This is a genomic window from Halomonas sp. TH-94 (assembly GCF_057473365.1).
In genome coordinates, this window is the sequence record NZ_JBYCKL010000046.1 from 1 (window position 1) to 19363 (window position 19363).

At 65.3% G+C, this 19363-nt stretch carries 16 protein-coding genes and 1 tRNA gene; 5 read left to right on the plus strand and 12 right to left on the minus strand.

Annotated features, from left to right (window positions below; all coding sequences use genetic code 11):
- Both AC2VNO_RS09250 and AC2VNO_RS09255 read left to right on the plus strand, forming a co-directional pair.
- On the plus strand, positions 1 to 253 hold a 253-nt coding region (locus AC2VNO_RS09250; protein ID WP_486933865.1), incomplete at its 5' end, for a SelB domain-containing protein.
- Between the two features lie 31 nt (positions 254 to 284).
- Positions 285 to 380 (plus strand) — tRNA-Sec (locus AC2VNO_RS09255).
- A 13-nt stretch (positions 381 to 393) separates the two neighbouring features.
- Here the strand turns inward: AC2VNO_RS09255 and AC2VNO_RS09260 are convergent.
- The 6 genes from AC2VNO_RS09260 to AC2VNO_RS09285 form a co-directional block, all read right to left on the minus strand.
- On the minus strand, positions 394 to 1050 hold the full coding sequence (locus AC2VNO_RS09260) for a L,D-transpeptidase family protein (RefSeq protein WP_486933866.1): 657 nt from the start codon (positions 1048 to 1050) through the stop codon (positions 394 to 396).
- Between the two features lie 309 nt (positions 1051 to 1359).
- Complete coding sequence (locus tag AC2VNO_RS09265) at positions 1360 to 1605, minus strand: formate dehydrogenase subunit delta (protein ID WP_486933867.1); 246 nt, start codon at positions 1603 to 1605, stop codon at positions 1360 to 1362.
- A 7-nt stretch (positions 1606 to 1612) separates the two neighbouring features.
- Complete coding sequence (fdhD, locus tag AC2VNO_RS09270; protein WP_486933868.1) at positions 1613 to 2437, minus strand: formate dehydrogenase accessory sulfurtransferase FdhD; 825 nt, start codon at positions 2435 to 2437, stop codon at positions 1613 to 1615.
- Positions 2434 to 5349, minus strand: coding sequence for a formate dehydrogenase subunit alpha (fdhF, locus tag AC2VNO_RS09275; RefSeq protein WP_486933869.1), 2916 nt, complete (start codon positions 5347 to 5349; stop codon positions 2434 to 2436). The genes fdhD and fdhF overlap by 4 nt, the downstream gene beginning before the upstream one ends.
- Before the next feature lie 17 nt (positions 5350 to 5366).
- Positions 5367 to 6932, minus strand: coding sequence for a formate dehydrogenase beta subunit (locus AC2VNO_RS09280; RefSeq protein WP_486933870.1), 1566 nt, complete (start codon positions 6930 to 6932; stop codon positions 5367 to 5369).
- Positions 6932 to 7429 carry a formate dehydrogenase subunit gamma gene (locus AC2VNO_RS09285; protein ID WP_486933871.1) on the minus strand — a complete coding sequence of 166 codons (498 nt, stop codon included), beginning with the start codon at positions 7427 to 7429 and terminating at the stop codon, positions 6932 to 6934. Before AC2VNO_RS09285 ends, AC2VNO_RS09280 begins: the two co-directional genes overlap by 1 nt.
- Before the next feature lie 198 nt (positions 7430 to 7627).
- Between AC2VNO_RS09285 and AC2VNO_RS09290 the strand changes: the two genes are divergently transcribed.
- On the plus strand, positions 7628 to 8701 hold the full coding sequence (locus tag AC2VNO_RS09290) for a substrate-binding domain-containing protein (protein WP_486933872.1): 1074 nt from the start codon (positions 7628 to 7630) through the stop codon (positions 8699 to 8701).
- 18 nt (positions 8702 to 8719) lie between these two features.
- On the opposite strand, the gene AC2VNO_RS09295 is transcribed toward AC2VNO_RS09290, so the two are convergent.
- Entirely contained in the window at positions 8720 to 9826 is a 1107-nt protein-coding gene (locus AC2VNO_RS09295; RefSeq protein ID WP_486933873.1) for an FAD-binding oxidoreductase, read from the minus strand.
- 309 nt (positions 9827 to 10135) lie between these two features.
- On the opposite strand from AC2VNO_RS09295, the gene AC2VNO_RS09300 reads away from it, so the two are divergent.
- Positions 10136 to 11422, plus strand: a complete 1287-nt coding sequence (locus AC2VNO_RS09300) for an aromatic ring-hydroxylating oxygenase subunit alpha (RefSeq protein ID WP_486933874.1) — start codon at positions 10136 to 10138, stop codon at positions 11420 to 11422.
- A 121-nt stretch (positions 11423 to 11543) separates the two neighbouring features.
- On the opposite strand, the gene AC2VNO_RS09305 is transcribed toward AC2VNO_RS09300, so the two are convergent.
- Together AC2VNO_RS09305 and fdhA are read right to left on the minus strand one after the other, a co-directional pair.
- Positions 11544 to 11780, minus strand: a complete 237-nt coding sequence (locus AC2VNO_RS09305) for a hypothetical protein (protein WP_486933875.1) — start codon at positions 11778 to 11780, stop codon at positions 11544 to 11546.
- A gap of 82 nt (positions 11781 to 11862) precedes the next feature.
- Positions 11863 to 13056, minus strand: coding sequence for a formaldehyde dehydrogenase, glutathione-independent (fdhA, locus tag AC2VNO_RS09310; RefSeq protein ID WP_228574089.1), 1194 nt, complete (start codon positions 13054 to 13056; stop codon positions 11863 to 11865).
- Positions 13057 to 13303: 247 nt separating this feature from the next.
- Between fdhA and AC2VNO_RS09315 the strand changes: the two genes are divergently transcribed.
- Positions 13304 to 14878, plus strand: a complete 1575-nt coding sequence (locus tag AC2VNO_RS09315; RefSeq protein ID WP_486933876.1) for a BCCT family transporter — start codon at positions 13304 to 13306, stop codon at positions 14876 to 14878.
- Between the two features lie 263 nt (positions 14879 to 15141).
- On the opposite strand, the gene etfB is transcribed toward AC2VNO_RS09315, so the two are convergent.
- Genes etfB through AC2VNO_RS09330 form a run of 3 tightly spaced genes read right to left on the minus strand, consistent with a single transcriptional unit; the run spans position 15142 to position 19221 of the window.
- Positions 15142 to 15945, minus strand: coding sequence for an electron transfer flavoprotein subunit beta (gene etfB, locus AC2VNO_RS09320; RefSeq protein ID WP_486933877.1), 804 nt, complete (start codon positions 15943 to 15945; stop codon positions 15142 to 15144).
- Entirely contained in the window at positions 15935 to 17236 is a 1302-nt protein-coding gene (gene etfA, locus AC2VNO_RS09325) for an electron transfer flavoprotein subunit alpha (RefSeq protein WP_486933878.1), read from the minus strand. Before etfA ends, etfB begins: the two co-directional genes overlap by 11 nt.
- Entirely contained in the window at positions 17233 to 19221 is a 1989-nt protein-coding gene (locus AC2VNO_RS09330; RefSeq protein ID WP_486933879.1) for a (Fe-S)-binding protein, read from the minus strand. The genes etfA and AC2VNO_RS09330 overlap by 4 nt, the downstream gene beginning before the upstream one ends.
- Positions 19222 to 19363 lie beyond the last annotated feature (142 nt).

A 19363-nucleotide genomic window follows, 5' to 3' on the forward strand; every position in this document is an offset into this window, starting at 1 on the left:
CTGTGCACGGCTCGGCCGGCTCTATCAGGTACGCCGCGATCACTTCTACCCAGCCACCACGGTGGTCGAGATGGCCGCCATCCTGCAGGCACTGGAACGCGAGCACGGCAGGATTCGGGCCGCCGCCTTTCGCGACCGCATCGGCACCGGCCGCAAGCTGGCCATACATATTCTCGAATTCTTTGATAAGGTAGGCTTCACGCGCCGCGTCGGAGACGAGCGCGCGATACGCAACGCCGACCTGTGGCCGTAGGGCAACGGCCCCAATATGGAAAACCGCTCAAGGAAGAGGATCGACCCCCGGTGGGGCGGCCAGACTTCAAATCTGGCAGGGGCTGCCAGCGGTCCCTGGTGGGTTCGACTCCCACGCTCTTCCGCCAGCTCCCGCCTGCCTCAGCCTTTTATCACCACCCGCGTACCGATTCGCAGCCACGGGTCGAGCGCACGGATTTCCTCGTTGCTGACCGCCACGCAGCCCTCGGTCCAGTCGAAGCTGCGATGGATCTCGGGATCGCCACGGCCCAGCCCGTGGATGCCGATCAAACCGCCCAATGCCGTGGTATGCGGCGCCCGCCCATGGCGGCGCCTGTAATCGTCGATATACCAATATTCCTGCAGGGTGATCTTGCCGCTTTGCAGCGCCTCTTCGGCCACCTGGGCGTTGGGGTAGTCGAAGCCGAAGAACAGGCCGAAGCGCGAGGCGCGATTGATACGGTCGACGCGGAACTCACCCAGCGGCGTCATCGAGCTGCCCTTGGCACGCAGAGGTGCGGCGCCGCCGGCACCGAAGGCGAGGTGTTCGATGCGCTTGATCACGTGCTCGCCGCGAAAGACCCGCACCTGGCGGTTACGCAAATCGATACTGAGCCAGACCTCATCGGCCGTCAGCCCCTCGGGCATGGCGACGGCATCGAGTGCCTGCCACAGAGCGGATTGCCCGGATAGATCGCCGATCGCCTCCAGACTGGAGGGTATGTTTGCCTGGGCCTGTGACCCAAAGGTGAAAAAGCCTGCCGTCAATGCGGCGGCCAGAAAAGATGCCTTGTTCATGCAGCCCCTGCCGTGCGTAGTGGAGTGTTGGCTGTCGGCTTGATACCGATCGATTTTTTTCCGGCCAGCCGTGGCCCGCACCATGACAAAACGGTCACGGCATGACTCCCTTCGCCGGGGATGCGACTACATGGTGGGGAGGAGCGCGTTACGACGCTTCCGAGGGGGGCTTCGCTACGGGGTAGGGAGGCCCGCCCCGTCTGGCCGTGGGCCGGGCCATGAGACGCATGGCGCGAATATACCACAGGGCGGCCGGCGCGAAAGAGGGGCTCGCCAGGTATCGTTGAAAAAGGAGTGACAACCCCGGCTTCAGGCGTTCGCCGGGCGCGCTTCGCTCTGACTTCGGGCCAGCCGCTCGATGGCCTGACGCGCCAACGGCGAGAGCTGAGAGCCGTCCTGGTGAAGGTATTCGACGATCTGGCGCTTCATGCTCCGCGCCCAGAACTTGACCAGGTGGGTGTGTATACGTTCGGCAGCAGTATCGCCGTAGTGGGCGTTGTTCACGGCGATCTGGTTCACCATGTGAATCAAGGTATCGAGCTGGCTGCGGCTCATGGCTACATCAACCTCCGCTGGCATGAAATACCGGCGCCATCGCGGCGACCGGCTGATGATAGATGACGTGACGCCCAGAGCGGGCGAAGCCGACCAGCAGCAGCCCGGCCTGACGCGCCTGTTCGATGGCGAGTGAGGTCGGAGCCGACACGGCAATGAGACAGCCGATACCCGCCGCGGCACACTTCTGCACCATCTCGTAGCTGGCACGGCTGGAAACCAGCACGAAGCCGTGATGGGGATCCAGAGGCCGGCGCTGCATGGCGCCGATCAGCTTGTCCAAGGCGTTGTGGCGACCCACATCCTCGCGGGCCAGCTGTATCCGTCCATCGAGACTGCACCAGGCGGCGCCGTGGGTGGCACCGGTCTCGCGCTGTAGCGGCTGGTGCCAGCGCAGTGCCTCAAGGGCATGCTGGATGGCACCATCGGCAACCACAGGCGCCGTTACCGGTGCGATTGGCCGGATCGCCTGCTCCAGCGACTCGGTGCCGCACAGGCCGCAGCCGGTACGCCCGGCCAGACTTCGGCGGCGCTGCTTGAGTTCCATGAAGCGCTGAGCGGCGATATCGAGATGCACGCTGATGCCGGCGGCCTCCTCCCGCACTTCGATATCGTAGAGTTCGTCCGCTGCTTGCAGGATGCCCTCGGTAAGACTGAAGCCGAGGGCGAAATCCTCGAGATCGGCAGGGGTGGCCATCATCACGGCGTGGGAGATGCCGTTGTAGACCAACGCTACCGGCATCTCCACGGCGATGCTGTCCTCCAACCGCTCGGCGCTGCCGCCCCGGCGCACGTCCACCGGGGCCTTGCAGCGACTGTGCTCGTCACTCATTCACGCGCTCCGCTGAGGGCCTGGTCGCCCGCTTCGTCGGTGACACCGCGCAGCAGCCCCAGCTGCAGTCGATCGAAGCTCTGGAACTGGCGCTGCCAGGCGGAGGGCTGGCTGACCTTCTCGACCTGAACGGCAGTCACCTTGTACTCGGGACAGTTGGTTGCCCAGTCGGAGCTATCCGTCGTGATGACGTTGGCCCCGCTGCCCGGGTGGTGAAACGTAGTGTAGACCACCCCTGGCGGCATGCGGTCACTGACCCGTGCGCGCAGTACCGTCTGGCCGGCGCGACTGGTGATTCCCACCCAGTCGCCGTCGCGCACGCCGCGCAGCTCGGCGTCGGCGGGGTGCAGCTCGAGCACGTCCTCGTCGTGCCAGGCCTGGTTGTGGGTACGCCGTGTCTGGGCACCGACGTTGTACTGGGAGAGGATGCGCCCGGTGGTCAGCAGCAGCGGGAAGCGCCGGTTGCTGAGCTCATCGCTTTGCACGTAGTCGGTAATGGCGAACTGTCCCAGGCCGATGGGGAAGTCCTCGACGTGCATGGTCGGCATGCCCTTCGGGTACGCCTCGTTGCACGGCCACTGGATGCTGCCCAATTCGTCCAGACGCGCATAGTTCACTCCGGTGAAGCTCGGCGTGAGGCTGGCGATCTCGTCCATGATCTGCGCCGGGTGATCGTAGTGCATGGGATAGCCCAGCGCATTGGCCAGGTCCACGGTCACTTCCCAATCCTGCTTGCCGGCCAGCGGCGGCATTACCTTGCGCACCCGGTTGATGCGCCGCTCGGCGTTGGTGAAGGTGCCGTCCTTCTCCAGGAAGGAGGAGCCCGGCAGCAGCACGTGGGCGAACTTGGCCGTTTCGTTGAGGAAGATGTCCTGCACGATCAGACATTCCAGCGCGCGCAGCGCCAGCTCCACGTGCTGGGTGTTGGGGTCGGACTGGGCAATGTCCTCGCCCTGCACGTAGAGCGCCTTGAAGTCGCCGGCAACGGCGGCATCGAACATGTTGGGGATGCGCAGCCCCGGCTCGTCGTCGATGGGAACTCCCCAGGCCGCCTCGAAGCGTTCGCGCACGGCAGGATCGCCGACGTGCTGATAGCCCGGCAGCTCGTGGGGGAAGGAGCCCATGTCGCAGGAGCCCTGAACGTTGTTCTGCCCCCGCAGCGGGTTGACGCCCACGCCCTCGCGGCCGATGTTGCCGGTGGCCAGCGCCAGGTTGGCGATACCCATGACCATGCTCGAGCCCTGGCTGTGCTCGGTGACGCCGAGGCCGTAGTAGATCGCACCGTTGGGTGCGTTGGCGTAGGTGCGCGCCGCGCGCCGCACCTGCTCGGCGGGCACGCCTGTGATCGCCTCGACGTTCTCGGGCGAGTGGCGCTCGTCGAGAATGAACTCGCGCCAGGCCAGGTAGCCCGACTCGTCGCAGCGCTTGGCGATGAACTCGCGGTCCTCCAGCCCCTCGCTGATCACCACGTGGGCCAGGGCATTGACCATTGCCACGTTGGTGCCGGGGCGCAGGGCAAGATGCTGGGCGCCGTGATGATGCGGCGTCTTGAGCAGGTCGATGCGCCGCGGGTCGACGACGATCAGCTCGGCGCCCTGACGCAGCCGACGACGCATCTGCGAGGCAAAAACCGGGTGGGCGTCGGTGGGGTTGGCACCGATGACGACGATGGTGTCGGACTTCATCACCGAGTCGAAGGTCTGGGTACCGGCGGACTCGCCCAGGGTCGCCTTGAGGCCGAAGCCGGTGGGTGAATGGCATACCCGAGCACAGGTGTCGGTGTTGTTGTTGCCGAAGGCCGTGCGCACCAGCTTCTGCACCAGGTAGGTCTCCTCGTTGGTGCAGCGCGACGAGGTGATGCCGCCGATGCTCTCGCGGCCGTATTTCGCCTGAATCGCCTTGAGGCGTTCGGCGGCAAAGGCAATCGCCTCTTCCCAGCCCACCTCGCGCCAGGGCTGGTCGATCGACTCGCGGATGAGCGGCGTCGTGATGCGGTCCGGATGGGTGGCGTAGCCGAAGGCGAAGCGGCCCTTGACGCAGGAGTGGCCGTGGTTGGCGTCACCGCCCTTGTACGGCACCATCCGCACCACCCGATCGCCCTGCATCTCGGCCTTGAACGAACATCCCACGCCGCAGTAGGCGCAGGTGGTGACCACGCTGTGCTCCGGCTGGCCTTGCTCGATCACCGATTTTTCCATCAGCGTCGAGGTCGGACAGGCCTGCACGCAGGCGCCGCAGGAGACGCATTCGGAGTCCATGAACGCCTCGCTCTGCCCGGCCGCCACCTTGGACTCGAAGCCGCGCCCCTCGATGGTCAGGGCAAAGGTGCCCTGCACCTCCTCGCAGGCGCGCACGCAGCGCGAGCAGACGATGCACTTGCTGGGATCGAAGCTGAAGTAGGGGTTGGAGTCGTCGGTCTCCGCGGAAAGGTGATTCTCGCCCTCGAAGCCGTAGCGCACCTCGCGCAACCCCACCGCACCGGCCATGTCCTGCAGCTCGCAGTCGCCGTTGGCCGGGCAGGTCAGGCAGTCCAGCGGATGGTCGGAGATGTAAAGCTCCATCACGTTGCGCCGCAGCTTGGCCAGCCGCGAGTTCTGCGTGGTGACCTGCATGCCGGCTTCGACCGGCGTGGTGCAGGAAGCCGGCAGGCCGCGCTTGCCCTCGATCTGCACTGCGCACAGCCGGCAGGAACCGAACGCCTCGAGGTTGTCCGAGGCGCAGAGTTTGGGAATGTTGATGTCGGCCAAGGCCGCTGCGCGCAGCACCGAGGTGCCTTCGGGAACGGTGATCTCGTGGCCGTCGATCTCGAGGGTGACGAGGGTCTCGGAGAGCCGCGCCGGGGTGCCGTAGTCGCGCTCCGGAGAGACGAGGCTGGGGTCGAACGCGTGCTTGGGATCGTAATAGTGCAACATGTCGTACCTCCTCCCGCTCAACGCGGCTGCGCGTCGCGCTGCAGGTCGTCGGGAAAGTGTTTCATCACGCTCTGCACGGGAAAGGGGGTCATGCCACCCATCGCGCAGAGAGAACCGTCCACCATGGTTTCGCATAGGTCGCCGAGCAGGACGAGATTGGCCTCGCGGTTGTCGCCTTGGCGTATGCGGTCGATGACCTCGACGCCGCGCACCGCGCCGATGCGACAGGGAGTGCACTTGCCACAGGACTCCACCGTGCAGAACTCCATGGCGAAGCGGGCCTGCTCGGCCATGTCCACCGTGTCGTCGAACATCACCACACCGCCGTGACCTAGCACCGCGCCCACTTCGGCGAAGGCCTCGTAGTCCAGCGGCAGGTTCCACTGGCTCTCGGGCAGGTAGGCGCCCAGCGGGCCACCCACCTGTACCGCGCGTAGCGGACGACCGCTTTCGGTACCCTCGCCGAAGCCTTCCATCAGTTCACGCAGGGTAGTGCCGAAGGCGAGCTCCACCAGCCCGCCGCGCTTGACGTTACCGGCCAACTGCAGCGCCAGGGTGCCCCGCGAGCGGCCCATGCCGCAGTCGGCATAGGCCTTGGCCCCGTGGGCAAGGATGAAAGGCACCGCGGCCAGCGACAGAACGTTGTTGACCACGGTGGGCCGGCCGAACAGGCCCTCTATCGCCGGCAGCGGCGGCTTGAAGCGCACCATGCCGCGCTTGCCCTCGAGGCTTTCGAGCAGAGAGGTCTCCTCGCCGCAGATATAGGCGCCGGCGCCGAGGCGCACCTCGAGGTCGAAGCGTCGGCCGCTGCCGCGGATATCGGCGCCGAGATAGCCGGCGGCCTCGGCGCGGGAGATGGCCTCATTGAAGATCTCGAGGGCCAGCGGATATTCCGAACGCAGGTAGACGTAGCCCTGGGTGGCGCCCACGGCGAGGCCGGCGATGGCCATGCCCTCGATCAGCAAATAGGGGTCGCATTCCATCACCAGGCGGTCGGCAAAGGTGCCGGAGTCGCCCTCGTCGGCGTTACAGACGATGTACTTCTGTTCGGCCGGGGCGTCGAGCACTGTCTGCCACTTGATGCCGGTGGGAAACGCCGCCCCGCCACGGCCGCGCAGGCCGGAGGCCTTGACCTCGTCGACGATGGCCTGAGGCGAAAGCGCAAGCGCCTGATCCAGGCCGCGAAAACCGTCATGAGCACGGTAGTCGTCGAGGGAGAGCGGGTCGGTGACGCCGATGCGTGAGAATGTCAGCCGCTGCTGAGCCTGCAGGTAGGGAATCGCCTCGACCGGCCCTTGGTAGAGGGGTGACTGGGAACCGTGTGTCTGCAAACCGGCTTCCAGCAGCCCGGCGTCGAACAGCCCGGCCACGTCGCCGGGCTCGACCGGTCCATAGGCGATGCGCCCCGCCGATGTCTCGACCTCGACCAGGGGTTCCAGCCAGAACAGACCGCGGGAGCCGTTGCGGACCAGCTCGATGTCGATGTCACGGGCGGCCGCCTCCGCCTTGATGCGAGCGGCCACCTCATCGGCACCGAGAGCAAGAGCCGTGGTCTCGCGGGGTACATAGACCTTGACGCTCATCAACCTACCTCCAGGACTTGAACGGTCAGATCATCCACCAGGCGATCGAATTTTTCCGGCGTGACCCGGCCATGGATGCGCTCGCCGACACGTAGCGATGGACCACAGGCGCAGTTGCCCAGGCAGTAGACCGGCTCCAGGGTGATCTCGCGATCGGCGGTGGTCTGGTGATAGTCGATGCCGAGCACGTCTCGCACGTGGGTTTCCAGCGCCCGCGAGCCGCGAGCCTGACACGCCTCGGCGCGACACAGCTGCACCACGTGGCGCCCCGGCGGCGTGGTGCGGAAGTGGTGGTAGAAACTGATCACGCCGTGCACCTCGGCCCGGGTGAGCTGCAACGACTCGGCAATGAGCGGCACCGCCTCGCGCGGTACGTAGCCCCAGCGGTCCTGAATCGCGTGCAGGATGGGTAGCAGAGCCCCGGGTTTGTGCTTCAGGGCGTCGATTTCGTCCTGAACCTGCTGGGGGGTCCAGTTTAGGTGTGCGCTGTTTAACATGGCCTGGCCTCGAAGCGAACGTAGGAGACTCGTCATCGCCACTTCACCGATACGTTCGAATCCGCTGTATGATTATCGTTATGCTAAGTTATGTACTACAGTGCATATATGAAACAAGATTGCCACTTGCTCTGCTCTGCAGCCTTATAATGAAGGTAGCAGCAGTGCGGTCTTTTCAAAATATGAAAAACACATCATATGAAACGCATTCGAATCGAGCCGGCCTGGTCCTTTACCGACGAAGCAGGTAACCGCCTGGATCCGCAGCTGTTCGGGCTGCTGCAAGGCATTCATCGCAGCGGCAAGCTGACCGAGGCTGCCGCCGAAGCCGGCATCTCCTATCGCCACGCCTGGAACTTGCTCAACAAGTGGGCCGATTTCTTCGGTGTGGCGCTGGTGGAAATGCAAAAAGGGCGCGGTGCGCGACTCACTCCACTAGGCGACAAACTGCTGTGGGCACGACAGCGGGTGGCCGCCCGGCTCGGTCCACAGCTCGAGAGCCTGGGCTCGGAGCTCAATCTCGAACTTCAACAGCTTTTCGAGGGCGTCGAGCCGGTGCTGCGCATGCATGCCAGCCACGGCTATGCCGTGGCGCTGCTGCCCCGCTTCGCCAGCGATTTTCAGCTCGACCTGCAATACTGCAGCCCCCAAGAGGCATTGGCCGCCCTCAATCGCGGCGTCTGCGACGTGGCCGGCTACCACATGCCGACCTCGGCGACACGCGGGCCGCTGATGCAGGGCTATCGGCGCCAGCTGCGGCCACGCAGCCACTGCATCATTCGTTTCATCACCCGCTGTCAGGGGCTGATGCTCGCACCGGGCAACCCGAAGGGAGTCGCCGGCCTGACCGATCTGGTTCGCGGCGATGTGCGTTTCATCAACCGCCAGCAGGCCTCGGGTACCCGAGCGCTGCTCGATATCCTGTTGCGCGAGGCTGGGCTCTCATCTCAGCGCATCCCGGGCTTCGAGCTCGAGGAGTACACCCACTCCGCCGTGGCCGCCTACATTGCCGCCGGCATGGCCGATGTGGGCTTCGGCGTGGAAGCCGCCGCACGCCAGTTCGGCCTGGATTTCCAGCCGTTGACCACCGAACACTACCTTCTACTGTGTCAGCGCAAGAGCCTCACCGATCCCAGTGTGAAACGCCTGCTCGAGATGATCCGCAGCGAACCGTTCCAGCAAGCCGTCCTCGAGCTGCCCGGCTATTCGCTGGACAGCTGCGGCGAGGTGTGTCGCGTCGACGAGCTGTTCGACGAAGCTCGGCACACCTGAGCCTCGCCCCAGCAGGCTTCAGTAATCGACCACCACATTGCCGAGCGGCTTGCTGCAACAGGAGAGGATATAACCCTCTTCGATGTCCTCTTCGGTGATACCCCCGTTGTGTTCCATGTCCACTTCGCCGGACTTGAGGCCCACCCGGCACGTGCCGCAGATACCCATGCCGCAAGCCTTGGGAATATGCAGCCCGAGCTTGGAGGCGGCGGCGTGCACCGTCTCGCCCGGCTGGATGCGCACGCTCTTGCCCGAGCCGGCGAACTCGACGCTGAGCAAGTCGGCGTAATCGATCTCCTCGGCCTCTGCCTCGGCTTGCTCGGCCAGCTCCAGCACTTCCTCGCGCACGTCCAGCGGCGTGGCGCCGAAAGACTCCTCGTGATAGTGGCTCATGTCGAAACCGTTATCACGCAGGATGCGCTTGATCGCATTCATGTAGGGGGTAGGGCCGCAGCAGAATATCTCGCGCTCGAGGAAATCCGGCGCCATCAGCTCGAGCATCGGCTGAGTCAGATAGCCTCGATAGCCGGCCCAGGCCTCGCCGATGTCGTCCTTTTTCTCGCAGACGATATGCAGCTTGAACTCGGGGATCCGCGAGAACATGTGCACCAGCTCGCGATGGTAGATGACATCGCGCGGGGCACGCGCACTGTGGATGAATTCGACGTCGACGTTGGCGTTGGTGTCGAAGAACCAGCGCGTCATCGACATCAGCGGCGTGATGCCCACGCCGCCGGAGAGGAACAGCACCTTCTCGGCGGGAAAGTCGATCGAGTTGAAGTTGCCCACCGGCCCGTGTACTGCCAGTTCGTTGCCGACCCTCATGTTGTCATGCAGCCAGTTGGATACCCTTCCGCCCGGCACCCGCTTGACGGTGATCGAGAAGCTGTAGGGGATCGATGGCGAACTGGAGATGGTATAGGAGCGCATGATCGGCTCCCCCTCGATCTCCAGCTCCAGGGTCACGAACTGCCCCGGCTTGAAGAAGAACAGCACCGGCTGCTCGGCCATGAAGCAAAAGGTGCGAACGTCCCAGGTTTCCTGAATCACCTTGACGCAGCGCACCACATGGCGGCCGTTGGTCCAGGTCTGGGTCGTGACGGGGTTGAGAAAGTTCATGGTCATGTCGAGTCGCCTGGCGTTGTTCAGCGTGGGTGGCTCCGACTGCGGCAATCCGCCTGTCGTTGAACGAATTCTGCGTCAGTAGGCAAGAGCCCGACTTGCCTGACTGCGACATGAACGTACCCATGGTCTCCATGAGACATGACTTTTCTACTCTCGCTGGTCGCGCCTGAATCCATTCGGGTCGTCGGCAGACAATTGGGGGGGCGGCAGCTGATCCAAACTCGCCCTGATCCCATCAGACATCCATGCCATCACGACACCAATAATTCGACCGATGCCGCAGACGCGGCCAGCAATGAGGAAGTTTCCATGGACCCACTCTCTCCGGCCCCCCTTGACGATCCCCTGGACCCAGCGCGCCAAGCGACCGCCGCGATACTTGCCGAACGTGCTCGCAACTTCTCGTTGCCGCAGCCCTTCTACAACGATGCCCGGCTGTTCGCCCTGGACATGCAGGAGATCTTCGGCAAAGAGTGGTTGTTCGCTGGCATGACCTGTGAGGTACCGGCGAAGGGCAATTACATGACCCTTCAGGTCGGGGATAACCCGGTCATCATCGTGCGTGGCAATGACGGTGCGATCCATGCCTTCCACAACGTCTGCCGCCATCGTGGCTCGCGACTGTGCGTCAGCGACAAGGGCAAGGTGGCCAAGCTGGTCTGCCCCTATCACCAATGGACCTACGAGCTCGATGGTCGCCTGCTGTTCGCCGGCAGCGACATGGGCGAGAACTTCGACCTCTCCGCCTATGGCCTCAAGCCGGTCCACGTGCGCACCGGCGGTGGCTTCATCTTCGTCAGCCTGGCCGAGCAGCCACCGGCCATCGACGACTTCCTGATCACCCTGGAGCACTATCTCGAGCCCTACGAGATGGCCAACCTCAAGGTTGCCGTGGAGTCGAACATCGTCGAGCAGGCCAATTGGAAACTGGTCATCGAGAACAACCGCGAGTGCTACCACTGCAACGGCGCCCACCCCGAGCTGCTCAACTCGCTGCAGGAGTTCGACGACACCGACGATCCCCGCGCCACGGCCGCTTACAAGGCGCTGGTGGCAAAGAAACAGTCCGACTGGGACGACCAGCAGGTTCCCTGGCAGCTCAAGCGCTTCGGCAAGCGCAACCGCCTGACCCGCACGCCGCTGCTGGATGGCGTGGTCTCCATGACCATGGACGGCAAGCCGGCCTGCCGCAAGCTGATGGGCCGTCTGACCAGCCCCGACATGGGCTCGCTGCGTATCCTGCACCTGCCCAACTCCTGGAACCACTTCATGGGCGACCATGCCATCGTGTTCCGCGTGCTGCCGCTGGGGCCCCAGGAAACGCTGGTGACCACCAAGTGGCTGGTGCACAAGGACGCCGTGGAAGGCGTCGACTACAACCCCGATGAGATGCGCCGGGTGTGGGACGCCACCAACGCCCAGGACAAGCGTCTGGCCGAGGAGAACCAGCGCGGCATCAACTCCAAGGCTTATCAGCCGGGCCCCTATTCGGAAACCTACGAGTTCGGTGTGATCGACTTCATCGACTGGTATAGCGAGCGGATGCAGGAAAATCTGGGCCACAGCGCTCCCCACCTGCAGCTGGTCGGCGGCTAGGCTTCGTCCCCTTGCGTAGGTACTTGCGTAGGTAAAAGCAATCGCCCCCGGCCTAGGCCGGGGGCGATTCGTTTCACTGGGGTTAGGGCAGTAGCGGCGTCGCCAGGCCTGAGCTCAACGGCTAGACGGCAGACCGCAGATGGCTCGCCAGCGCCTCGCGCACCTCGGGCAGCATGACCCCGGACTGTGCCTCCAGTCCCTTGACCAGCGCCGGCAGGCCCGGCACGGCGCAGTGTGCATGCTGTCGAGCGGCCAGCCGAGCGCAGGTGTCGGGATCGGCATTCGAGGGAAGGTCGATGCCCAGCGCCAGCAGGCGTTCACGGAAATCCTGAGTATCGATCAGGTCGGCGATCATCATCTCTCGTACCTCCTGCTGCCGTGGTCGTTCCTTCCTCTACCTTACCCTGCTATCGCTCAGGCGGCCACGCTGGGGCACCGCCTCACGCGGCCACACTGCCGTGGGGGTCGATGACGAATTTCTTCGCCGCGCCGCCGTCGAAGTCGGCGTAGCCCTGCGGCGCCTGATCCAGACTGATCATCTGGACGTTGACCGCATCGGCGATATTGACCTTGCCGAACAGGATCGCCTGCATCAGCGGGCGGTGGTACTTCATCACCGGGCACTGGCCGGTATGGAAAGAGTGCGACTTGGCCCAGCCGAGGCCGAAGCGCATGCTCAGTGCACCCTGCTTGGCGGCATCATCGGCAGCACCCGGATCTTCGGTCACGTAGAGGCCGGGAATGCCGATCTGGCCGCCGGCACGGGTCAATGACATTGCCGAGTTGAGTACCGTGGCGGGCGCCTCCTTGCCGTGGTTGCAACCGCAGGCATGAGCCTCGAAGCCGACGCAGTCGACGAAGGCATCCACTTCTCGCTCGCCGAGAATCGCCTCGATCCTGTCGGCCATGTCGCCTTCCTGGGTCAGGTCGATGGTTTCGCAGCCGAAACTTCTCGCCTGGGCCAGGCGCTCCTCGATCATGTCACCCACGATCACGCAGGCCGCGCCCAGAAGCTGGGCCGAAACCGCCGCCGCCAGCCCCACCGGGCCCGCCCCGGCGATATACACCGTGCTGCCAGGCCCGACTCCGGCCGTCACGCAGCCATGGAAGCCGGTGGGGAAGATGTCGGAGAGCAGCGTCAGGTCACGGATCTTCTCCATGGCCTGGTCGGCGTCGGGGAATTTCAGCAGGTTGAAGTCGGCGTAGGGCACCATGACGTACTCGGTCTGACCGCCGACCCAGCCGCCCATGTCGACGTAGCCATAGGCGGCCCCCGGGCGCGCCGGATTGACGTTGAGACAGATCCCCGTGCGGCCTTCCTTGCAGTTGCGGCAACGCCCGCAGGCGATGTTGAAGGGCACCGACACCAGGTCGCCCGGCTGGATGAATTCGACGTCGCGGCCGCATTCGATCACCAGGCCGGTGATCTCATGTCCCAGCACCAGGCCGGATGGCGCCGTGGTGCGACCGCGCACCATGTGCTGGTCGCTGCCGCAGATGTTGGTGGTCACGACCTTCAGAATCACACCGTGATCGCAGCGGCGATTGCCCAGTGCGAGTTCGGGGTAGGGAATGGCTTCTACCTCGACCTTGCCTGGGCCTTGGTAGACGACTCCGCGGTTGGCTTGGCTCATGGCTGGCTCCCGTTCGTTGTTGTCAGGTGCGGCACATTCCGCCGCTTCAGCCTATGCCCTTGACGATGCCGCACTTGCCCCACAGAGACCTCTGCTTGCCTACCTGAGACACGCCGCCGCGACGATGAGCCAGCGGATAGCTGGAGGTCGCTTTCACGACATCCCTCACTTCGGCCTGGCCCAACAATGGCTCGCCCGGGAGCGCCTGTCGCTTGCGGTTACCAACAACAACATGCGAGGAATCCCCATGAGCCAAGACGATGAACCCATTCTCACACCCGGGCAGGACAACGCCCAGGTGCTGGGGATGGACTTCCACCACCCTGTCTTCCCACTCTCGGCCCTGGCCATCCTGGCCTTCATCCTCTATGCCCTGGTCTATCCCGATGCCGCCAACGGCCATCTCACAGCGGCTCGCGGCTGGTCGATAGAGTACTTCGACTGGCTGTTCATGATTGCCGGCAATCTTTTCGTGCTGCTGTGCCTGGCGCTGATCGTCTTGCCGGTGGGTCGCATCCGCCTGGGTGGCACCGGCGCACGGCCGGAGTACTCCACCACCTCATGGTTCGCCATGCTGTTTGCCGCGGGCATGGGCATCGGCCTGATGTTCTGGAGCGTTGCCGAGCCGGTGGCCTACTACACCGACTGGTACGGCACCCCGCTCGATACCCCGGCGCACACCCCGGCCGGTGCCAGCGCGGCGATCGGCGCCACGATGTTCCACTGGGGCCTGCACCCCTGGGCGATCTATGGCGTGGTGGGGTTGTCGCTGGCTTTCTTCGCCTACAACCGTGGCCTGCCGCTGACCCTGCGCTCGGCCTTCACCCCGATCCTCGGTGAACGGGTGCGCGGCTGGTTCGGCCACGTGATCGACATCGTCGCGGTACTGGCGACCATCTTCGGCCTGGCCACCTCGCTGGGCTTCGGCGCATCCCAGGCGGCGGGCGGCCTCAACTACCTGTTCGACGTGCCCAATACCATCGGCACCCAGCTCGCCATCATCGTGGTGGTCACCGCCGTGGCGCTGTTCTCGGTGTGGCGCGGGATCGACGGCGGCGTGAAGCTGTTCTCCAAGATCAACATGCTGATCGCCCTGGCACTGCTCACCTTCGTCATCATCACCGGTGGCGTGCTGCTGTTCGTCAACAATCTGTGGAGCACCACCCTGGCCTATGCCAGCCACATCGTGCCGCTCTCCAACTGGGTCGGTCGCGACGACACCGTCTGGTACCACGGTTGGACGGTCTTCTACTGGGCCTGGTGGATCTCCTGGTCGCCCTTCGTCGGCATGTTCATCGCCCGGGTTTCCCGCGGGCGTACGGTGCGTGAGTTCCTGATCGCCGTGCTGCTGGTGCCGACCCTGGTGACCCTGGTTTGGATGAGCGCCTTCGGCGGCACCGCCCTGGACCAGTCGGCCGCCGGTGTCGGCGCCCTGGCCGACGGCATCAGCGACGTCTCGCTGGCAATGTTCCAGATGCTCGAACACCTGCCGCTGACCACGCTGACCTCCAGCCTGGCGATACTGCTGGTACTGATCTTCTTCATCACCTCGTCGGACTCCGGCTCGCTGGTGATCGACAACATCACCGCCGGCGGCAAGACCGACGCGCCCCGCGGCCAGCGCGTGTTCTGGGCAGTGCTGGAAGGCGTGATCGCAGGCATTCTGCTCTATGGCGGCGGCAGTACGGCACTGGGTGCGCTCCAGGCCGGCGCCGTGGCCACCGGACTGCCCTTCACCCTGGTGCTGCTGGGCATGGCCTACTGTCTGGTCAAGGGGCTGAGGGAAGAGCAACGCGGGTTGGCGCTGGCCAAGCCGGCCTGATACACCATCGACCCCAGGTAAGAAGCAACCACGCGACCCCGGCCTTGGCCGGGGTCTTCTTGTTGGGGAAGACAATAAGCCAAGCTCCCAGAGACCGACCAACTGGATTGCTGTCGCAAGCGATGCAAGGCCCGCCGCCGGAGTGCAGTTGGCGTGTGTGCCACTTACCCTGTGTGCTGCCTATATCCACAAATACCGGCGCCCCAACGCAACGACCCCGGCCAGGGCCGGGGTCGTCGTTGGATGAGACGCTGTGGTCGAGCCTAGCGTAATACTCCCTCGTCCTTCAGCAATTTGAAGATCGCCTCGGCGCCCTGCTCCGGGGTCACGTCGGTCAACACCTGACCACTGCCGCCTTCGGCCTTGGCCGCGGCGGCCTTGAAGCGATCCCGCGCCGAGGCCGCCTTGACGATCTTGAGCCGCTTGGGGCGCTTGCGCGCGGGTGTCACGTTCCACTCCGCCTGGGCCTCGTCCCACTCGACCGCGGCGGGCTCGGCCTCGATCTCACCGCGCCGGGCCGGGCCGAAGGCGCTCTGGCGAGCGGCAGGAGCAGCGGTGTCGACGCTGACGATCGCCGGCAGACGCACCCGCAGCCGACGGCGCTGGCCGCGCGGCAGCGCCTGGAGCAATGTGGCCGTGCCATTCTCGATGCTTTCCACATCGGCCACACCGCCGATCAGCGGCCAACCCAGGCGTTCGGCCAGCAGATAGGGCAGCATGCCGGACCCTTCGCCCTGCTCGGCGCGCTCGCCGGCAATCACCAGCTGCGGGTTGGCTTCCTCAAGCGCACGAGCCAGTGCGGGGAGCACGTCGGCGCCGCGCGGCTGTTCGATGAGAGCCAGGCTCGGCAGGCCCATGCCCAGATAACCGCGCAGGGCCTCCTCATCCTCCTCACCGAGCGTGCCCGCATGCAGCAGGGTGACCTTGGCTCTCTCGAGCGACTTGGCCAGCTCGACGCCGCGAGCATCCTGATCGGCGCGACGAGCACGCCCGGTCACGGGGTGCCGACCGACCGAAACCAGCACCGCCACGTCGAGGACTGCCTCACCTAGTGCTTCAGGCTGCATCACGCTTCTCCTCTCGCTGCCGTTGTACCATCTCGACCAGTGCCGCGAGGATGCCCGCCGAGTCACCGATCACCGCCAGGTCGGCGCGCTTGACCATGTCACAGCCGGGATCGAGGTTGATCGCCACCACCTTGTCGCAGCTCTGGATTCCCTGAAGATGCTGAATGGCGCCGCTGATACCCACCGCCATGTAGACCCGCGCAGTCACCCAGGTCCCGGTGGCGCCCACCTGGCGGTGACGCGGCATGAAGCCGTCGTCCACCGCCACCCGCGAGGCACCTTCGGTCGCTCCCAGCACCTTGGCGGCGTGGTGGAACCCGTCCCAATCCTTGACGCCGTTGCCGGCGGAGAGGATGAATTCAGCTTCTGAAAGCGCCACGCCGGCCGGGTCGACGGCCACCTGGCCCCGATCCTCGATGCGCCCCAACAGAGAGGGCAGCGCCTGCTTCAGCGACAGCGGCTGAGCGGCATGACGAGTCTCGAAGACCGGCTCGGCGCACTCGGGCAATGCCAGCACGACGCGCGGCAGCGTACGCTGAATATCGCTGCTGCCGGCAGCCCCCCTTCCGATACAGCGCCAGCCCAGGGCGCAGGCATCATCGCGTTCGATCTGCCATACCCCGGCGGCTGGCCGTTCGCCCAGGCGCGCCGACAGGCGCCGCCCCATGTCCGCGCCGCCCAGCTTGGAGTCGGGTAACAGCCACAGCCGCGGGGCCAGCTCACGCTCGACGGCAGTAAGCGCCGCCAGGCGCGCCTCCGGCGCGTAGCCATCGAACAGGGCGTCGTCGAGTTGCATCAAGCGGTCGACACCGGCTTCATCGAAGGACGTCTCTTTCAGCTCGCCGCCCCCCTCGCGCTTGTGACTACCGAAGACCACCGCCAATACCGCCCCGGGCCGCTCGCCATCGGCATCGGCCAGCTGTCGGGCCAGGCCCAGCAGGTCGCGGTCGTGCGCCGAGAGTCGCCCACCGGGCATGTCCGGCACCACCGCCACCAGGAAGGCAGGCTCGTCGATCGTTACCAGGCGACGACTCTCCTTCGTCCCCGTCGTGCCGACGACGGCATGGCCACCCTGCTGGGCACCGCTGCGATCGATACGCTTGATGCCGTTGGGACCGATGAAGCCTACCGCATGGGGGTCCCTGCGGATCACCCCGTTGGGGCCCATCCATTCGGTCGTCGCGGATGCGCTCCGCTTGCCAAGCTCAGCAAGCACGCTCAGGTGTTCGGGGTGCAGGCGATTGCGGGCGATCCACTCCCTGCGCGGATCGCGGCGCTGAATCTCACTCATGATGCGACCTCCTTCACCTCGGGGCGGGAAGTACCGGCAGGCAGGGGCTGGTGTGTCTCCTCGCGCCGCGATTCGCTCCTCGTTACCAGGGCATCGGCCACCAGCTCGGCGATGTCGCGCACTTCGGCGGTGGCATCGACCACCCCTTCGAGCATGGCAGTGCACTGTGGGCAGCCCACCGCCACCAGCTCGGCTCCGGTCTCACGTACGTCGTTCATGCGCATGTCGGGAATTCGCTGCTTGCCGGGGATGTCGGTGATCGGTGCCCCGCCGCCGCCGCCGCAACAGCGCGAGCGATAGCCCGAACGCTCCATCTCGGTGACCTCGATTCCCAGCGACCTGAGCACATTGCGCGGCGCTTCGTATTCACCGTTGTAGCGACCGAGATAGCAAGGGTCATGGTAAGTGACCTTGCCACCCTTACTGGGGGCGACCTGCAGCCGGCCCGCTGCGAACAGCTCGGCGATATAGGTACTGTGGTGACGCACCTCGTAGTCGCCACCCAACGCGCCGTACTCGTTGCCGAGCACGTGGAAGCTGTGCGGATCGCAGGTCACGATGCTCTGGAAACGGTACTGCGAAAGTGTCGCGATGTTGCGCCTGGCGAGCACCTGGAAGGTGGCCTCGTCGCCCAGGCGACGCGCCACATCGCCACTGTCGCGCTCCTCATTGCCGAGCACGGCAAAGTCCACCTCGGCGGCACGCAGGACCTTCACCAGGGCGCGCAGGGTACGCTGGTTGCGCATGTCGAAGACTCCGTCTCCCAGCCACAGCAGTACGTCCACCTGCCCCAGCTCACGCATCAGCGGCAGGTTGAGATCCGCCGCCCAGTGCATGCGCGAGCCGGGATCGAATCCGCCAGGGTTGTCGGTAGCGATCAGATTGTCGAGTACCTCGGCCCCCTTGCCCGGCGTATTGCCTTGCTCCAGCGTGAGGAAGCGACGCATGTCGACGATGGCATCGACATGCTCGATCATCATCGGACACTCTTCGACACAGGCGCGGCAGGTGGTGCACGACCACAGCGTCTCGGCATCGACAAGGGCGGTCCCCTCACGGGCGACGATAGGGCCATGGGGACTACCGGCATGCTCGCCCACCGGCTTGCCCGGATAGGGGCTACCGGCATACCCGGCATCGCTGCCGCCGACCATACCGACGACCATGTCCTGAATCAGCTTCTTGGGATTGAGCGGCTGACCGGCGGCGAAGGCCGGGCACACCGCCTCGCAGCGACCGCACTGCACGCAGGCGTCGAAGCCGAGTAGCTGGTTCCAGGTGAAGTCGCTGGGCGTCTCGACGCCCAGGGGGGCCTTGGGATCATCCAGGTTCAGCGCCTTGAGGCCGGTGGAGCGGTTGCCCTCACCGAAGCGCTCGGGGCGGCGATGGAAGGCCAGATGCAGAGCCCCGGCGAAGGCGTGCTTCATCGGCCCGCCCCAGGTCATGCCGAACACCATTTCACCCAGCCCCCAAACCAGCACGGCGGCTAGTGCCAGGGCAAGAATTCCGCTGCCCGTTCCAGCGGGGAGCAGGCCTACCGTCGGCAGGGTGATCAGGAACACGCTCAACGAAAACGCCATCAGGCTCTTGGGCAGCCGCATCCACGGCCCCTTGGAGAGCCGGGCGGGCGGATTGCGCCGCCGCTTGGCGACGAACAGGCTACCCACGAACATCAACGCACTCGCGACCAGCAGCAGCCCGCCCAACACCGGGTTGGCAAGCCCCAGGCCATGCACCAGGATCATCAGCACGGCGGCGGCGACGAAGCCCCCGGCGGTAGCCACGTGGGTGTTGGACATGACCTTGTCGCGCGCCACCACATGGTGCAGGTCGACCAGATAGCGCCGCGGCATGGCCGCAAGACCTTGGAGGATAGCCACCGGCGATGAGCGTCCTTGGCGCCAGAGGAGAATGCGTCGCACGGCGCCGATCAGGGCCAGCGCCAGGGCGGAGAAGATCAGTATCGGCAGGAGGGTGTCGAGCATGGTGCTCACCTCGTCTCATAAGCCGTTGGCTTTGGCGTTAGCGTTGACGTCGGGGCTGACCCGACGCCCACAGAGGCCGGCACGGTGAAAGCGTCATGAGCGACGGCCAGGCTAGGCGAAGTTCGGCGAGTCAGCGGAGTGG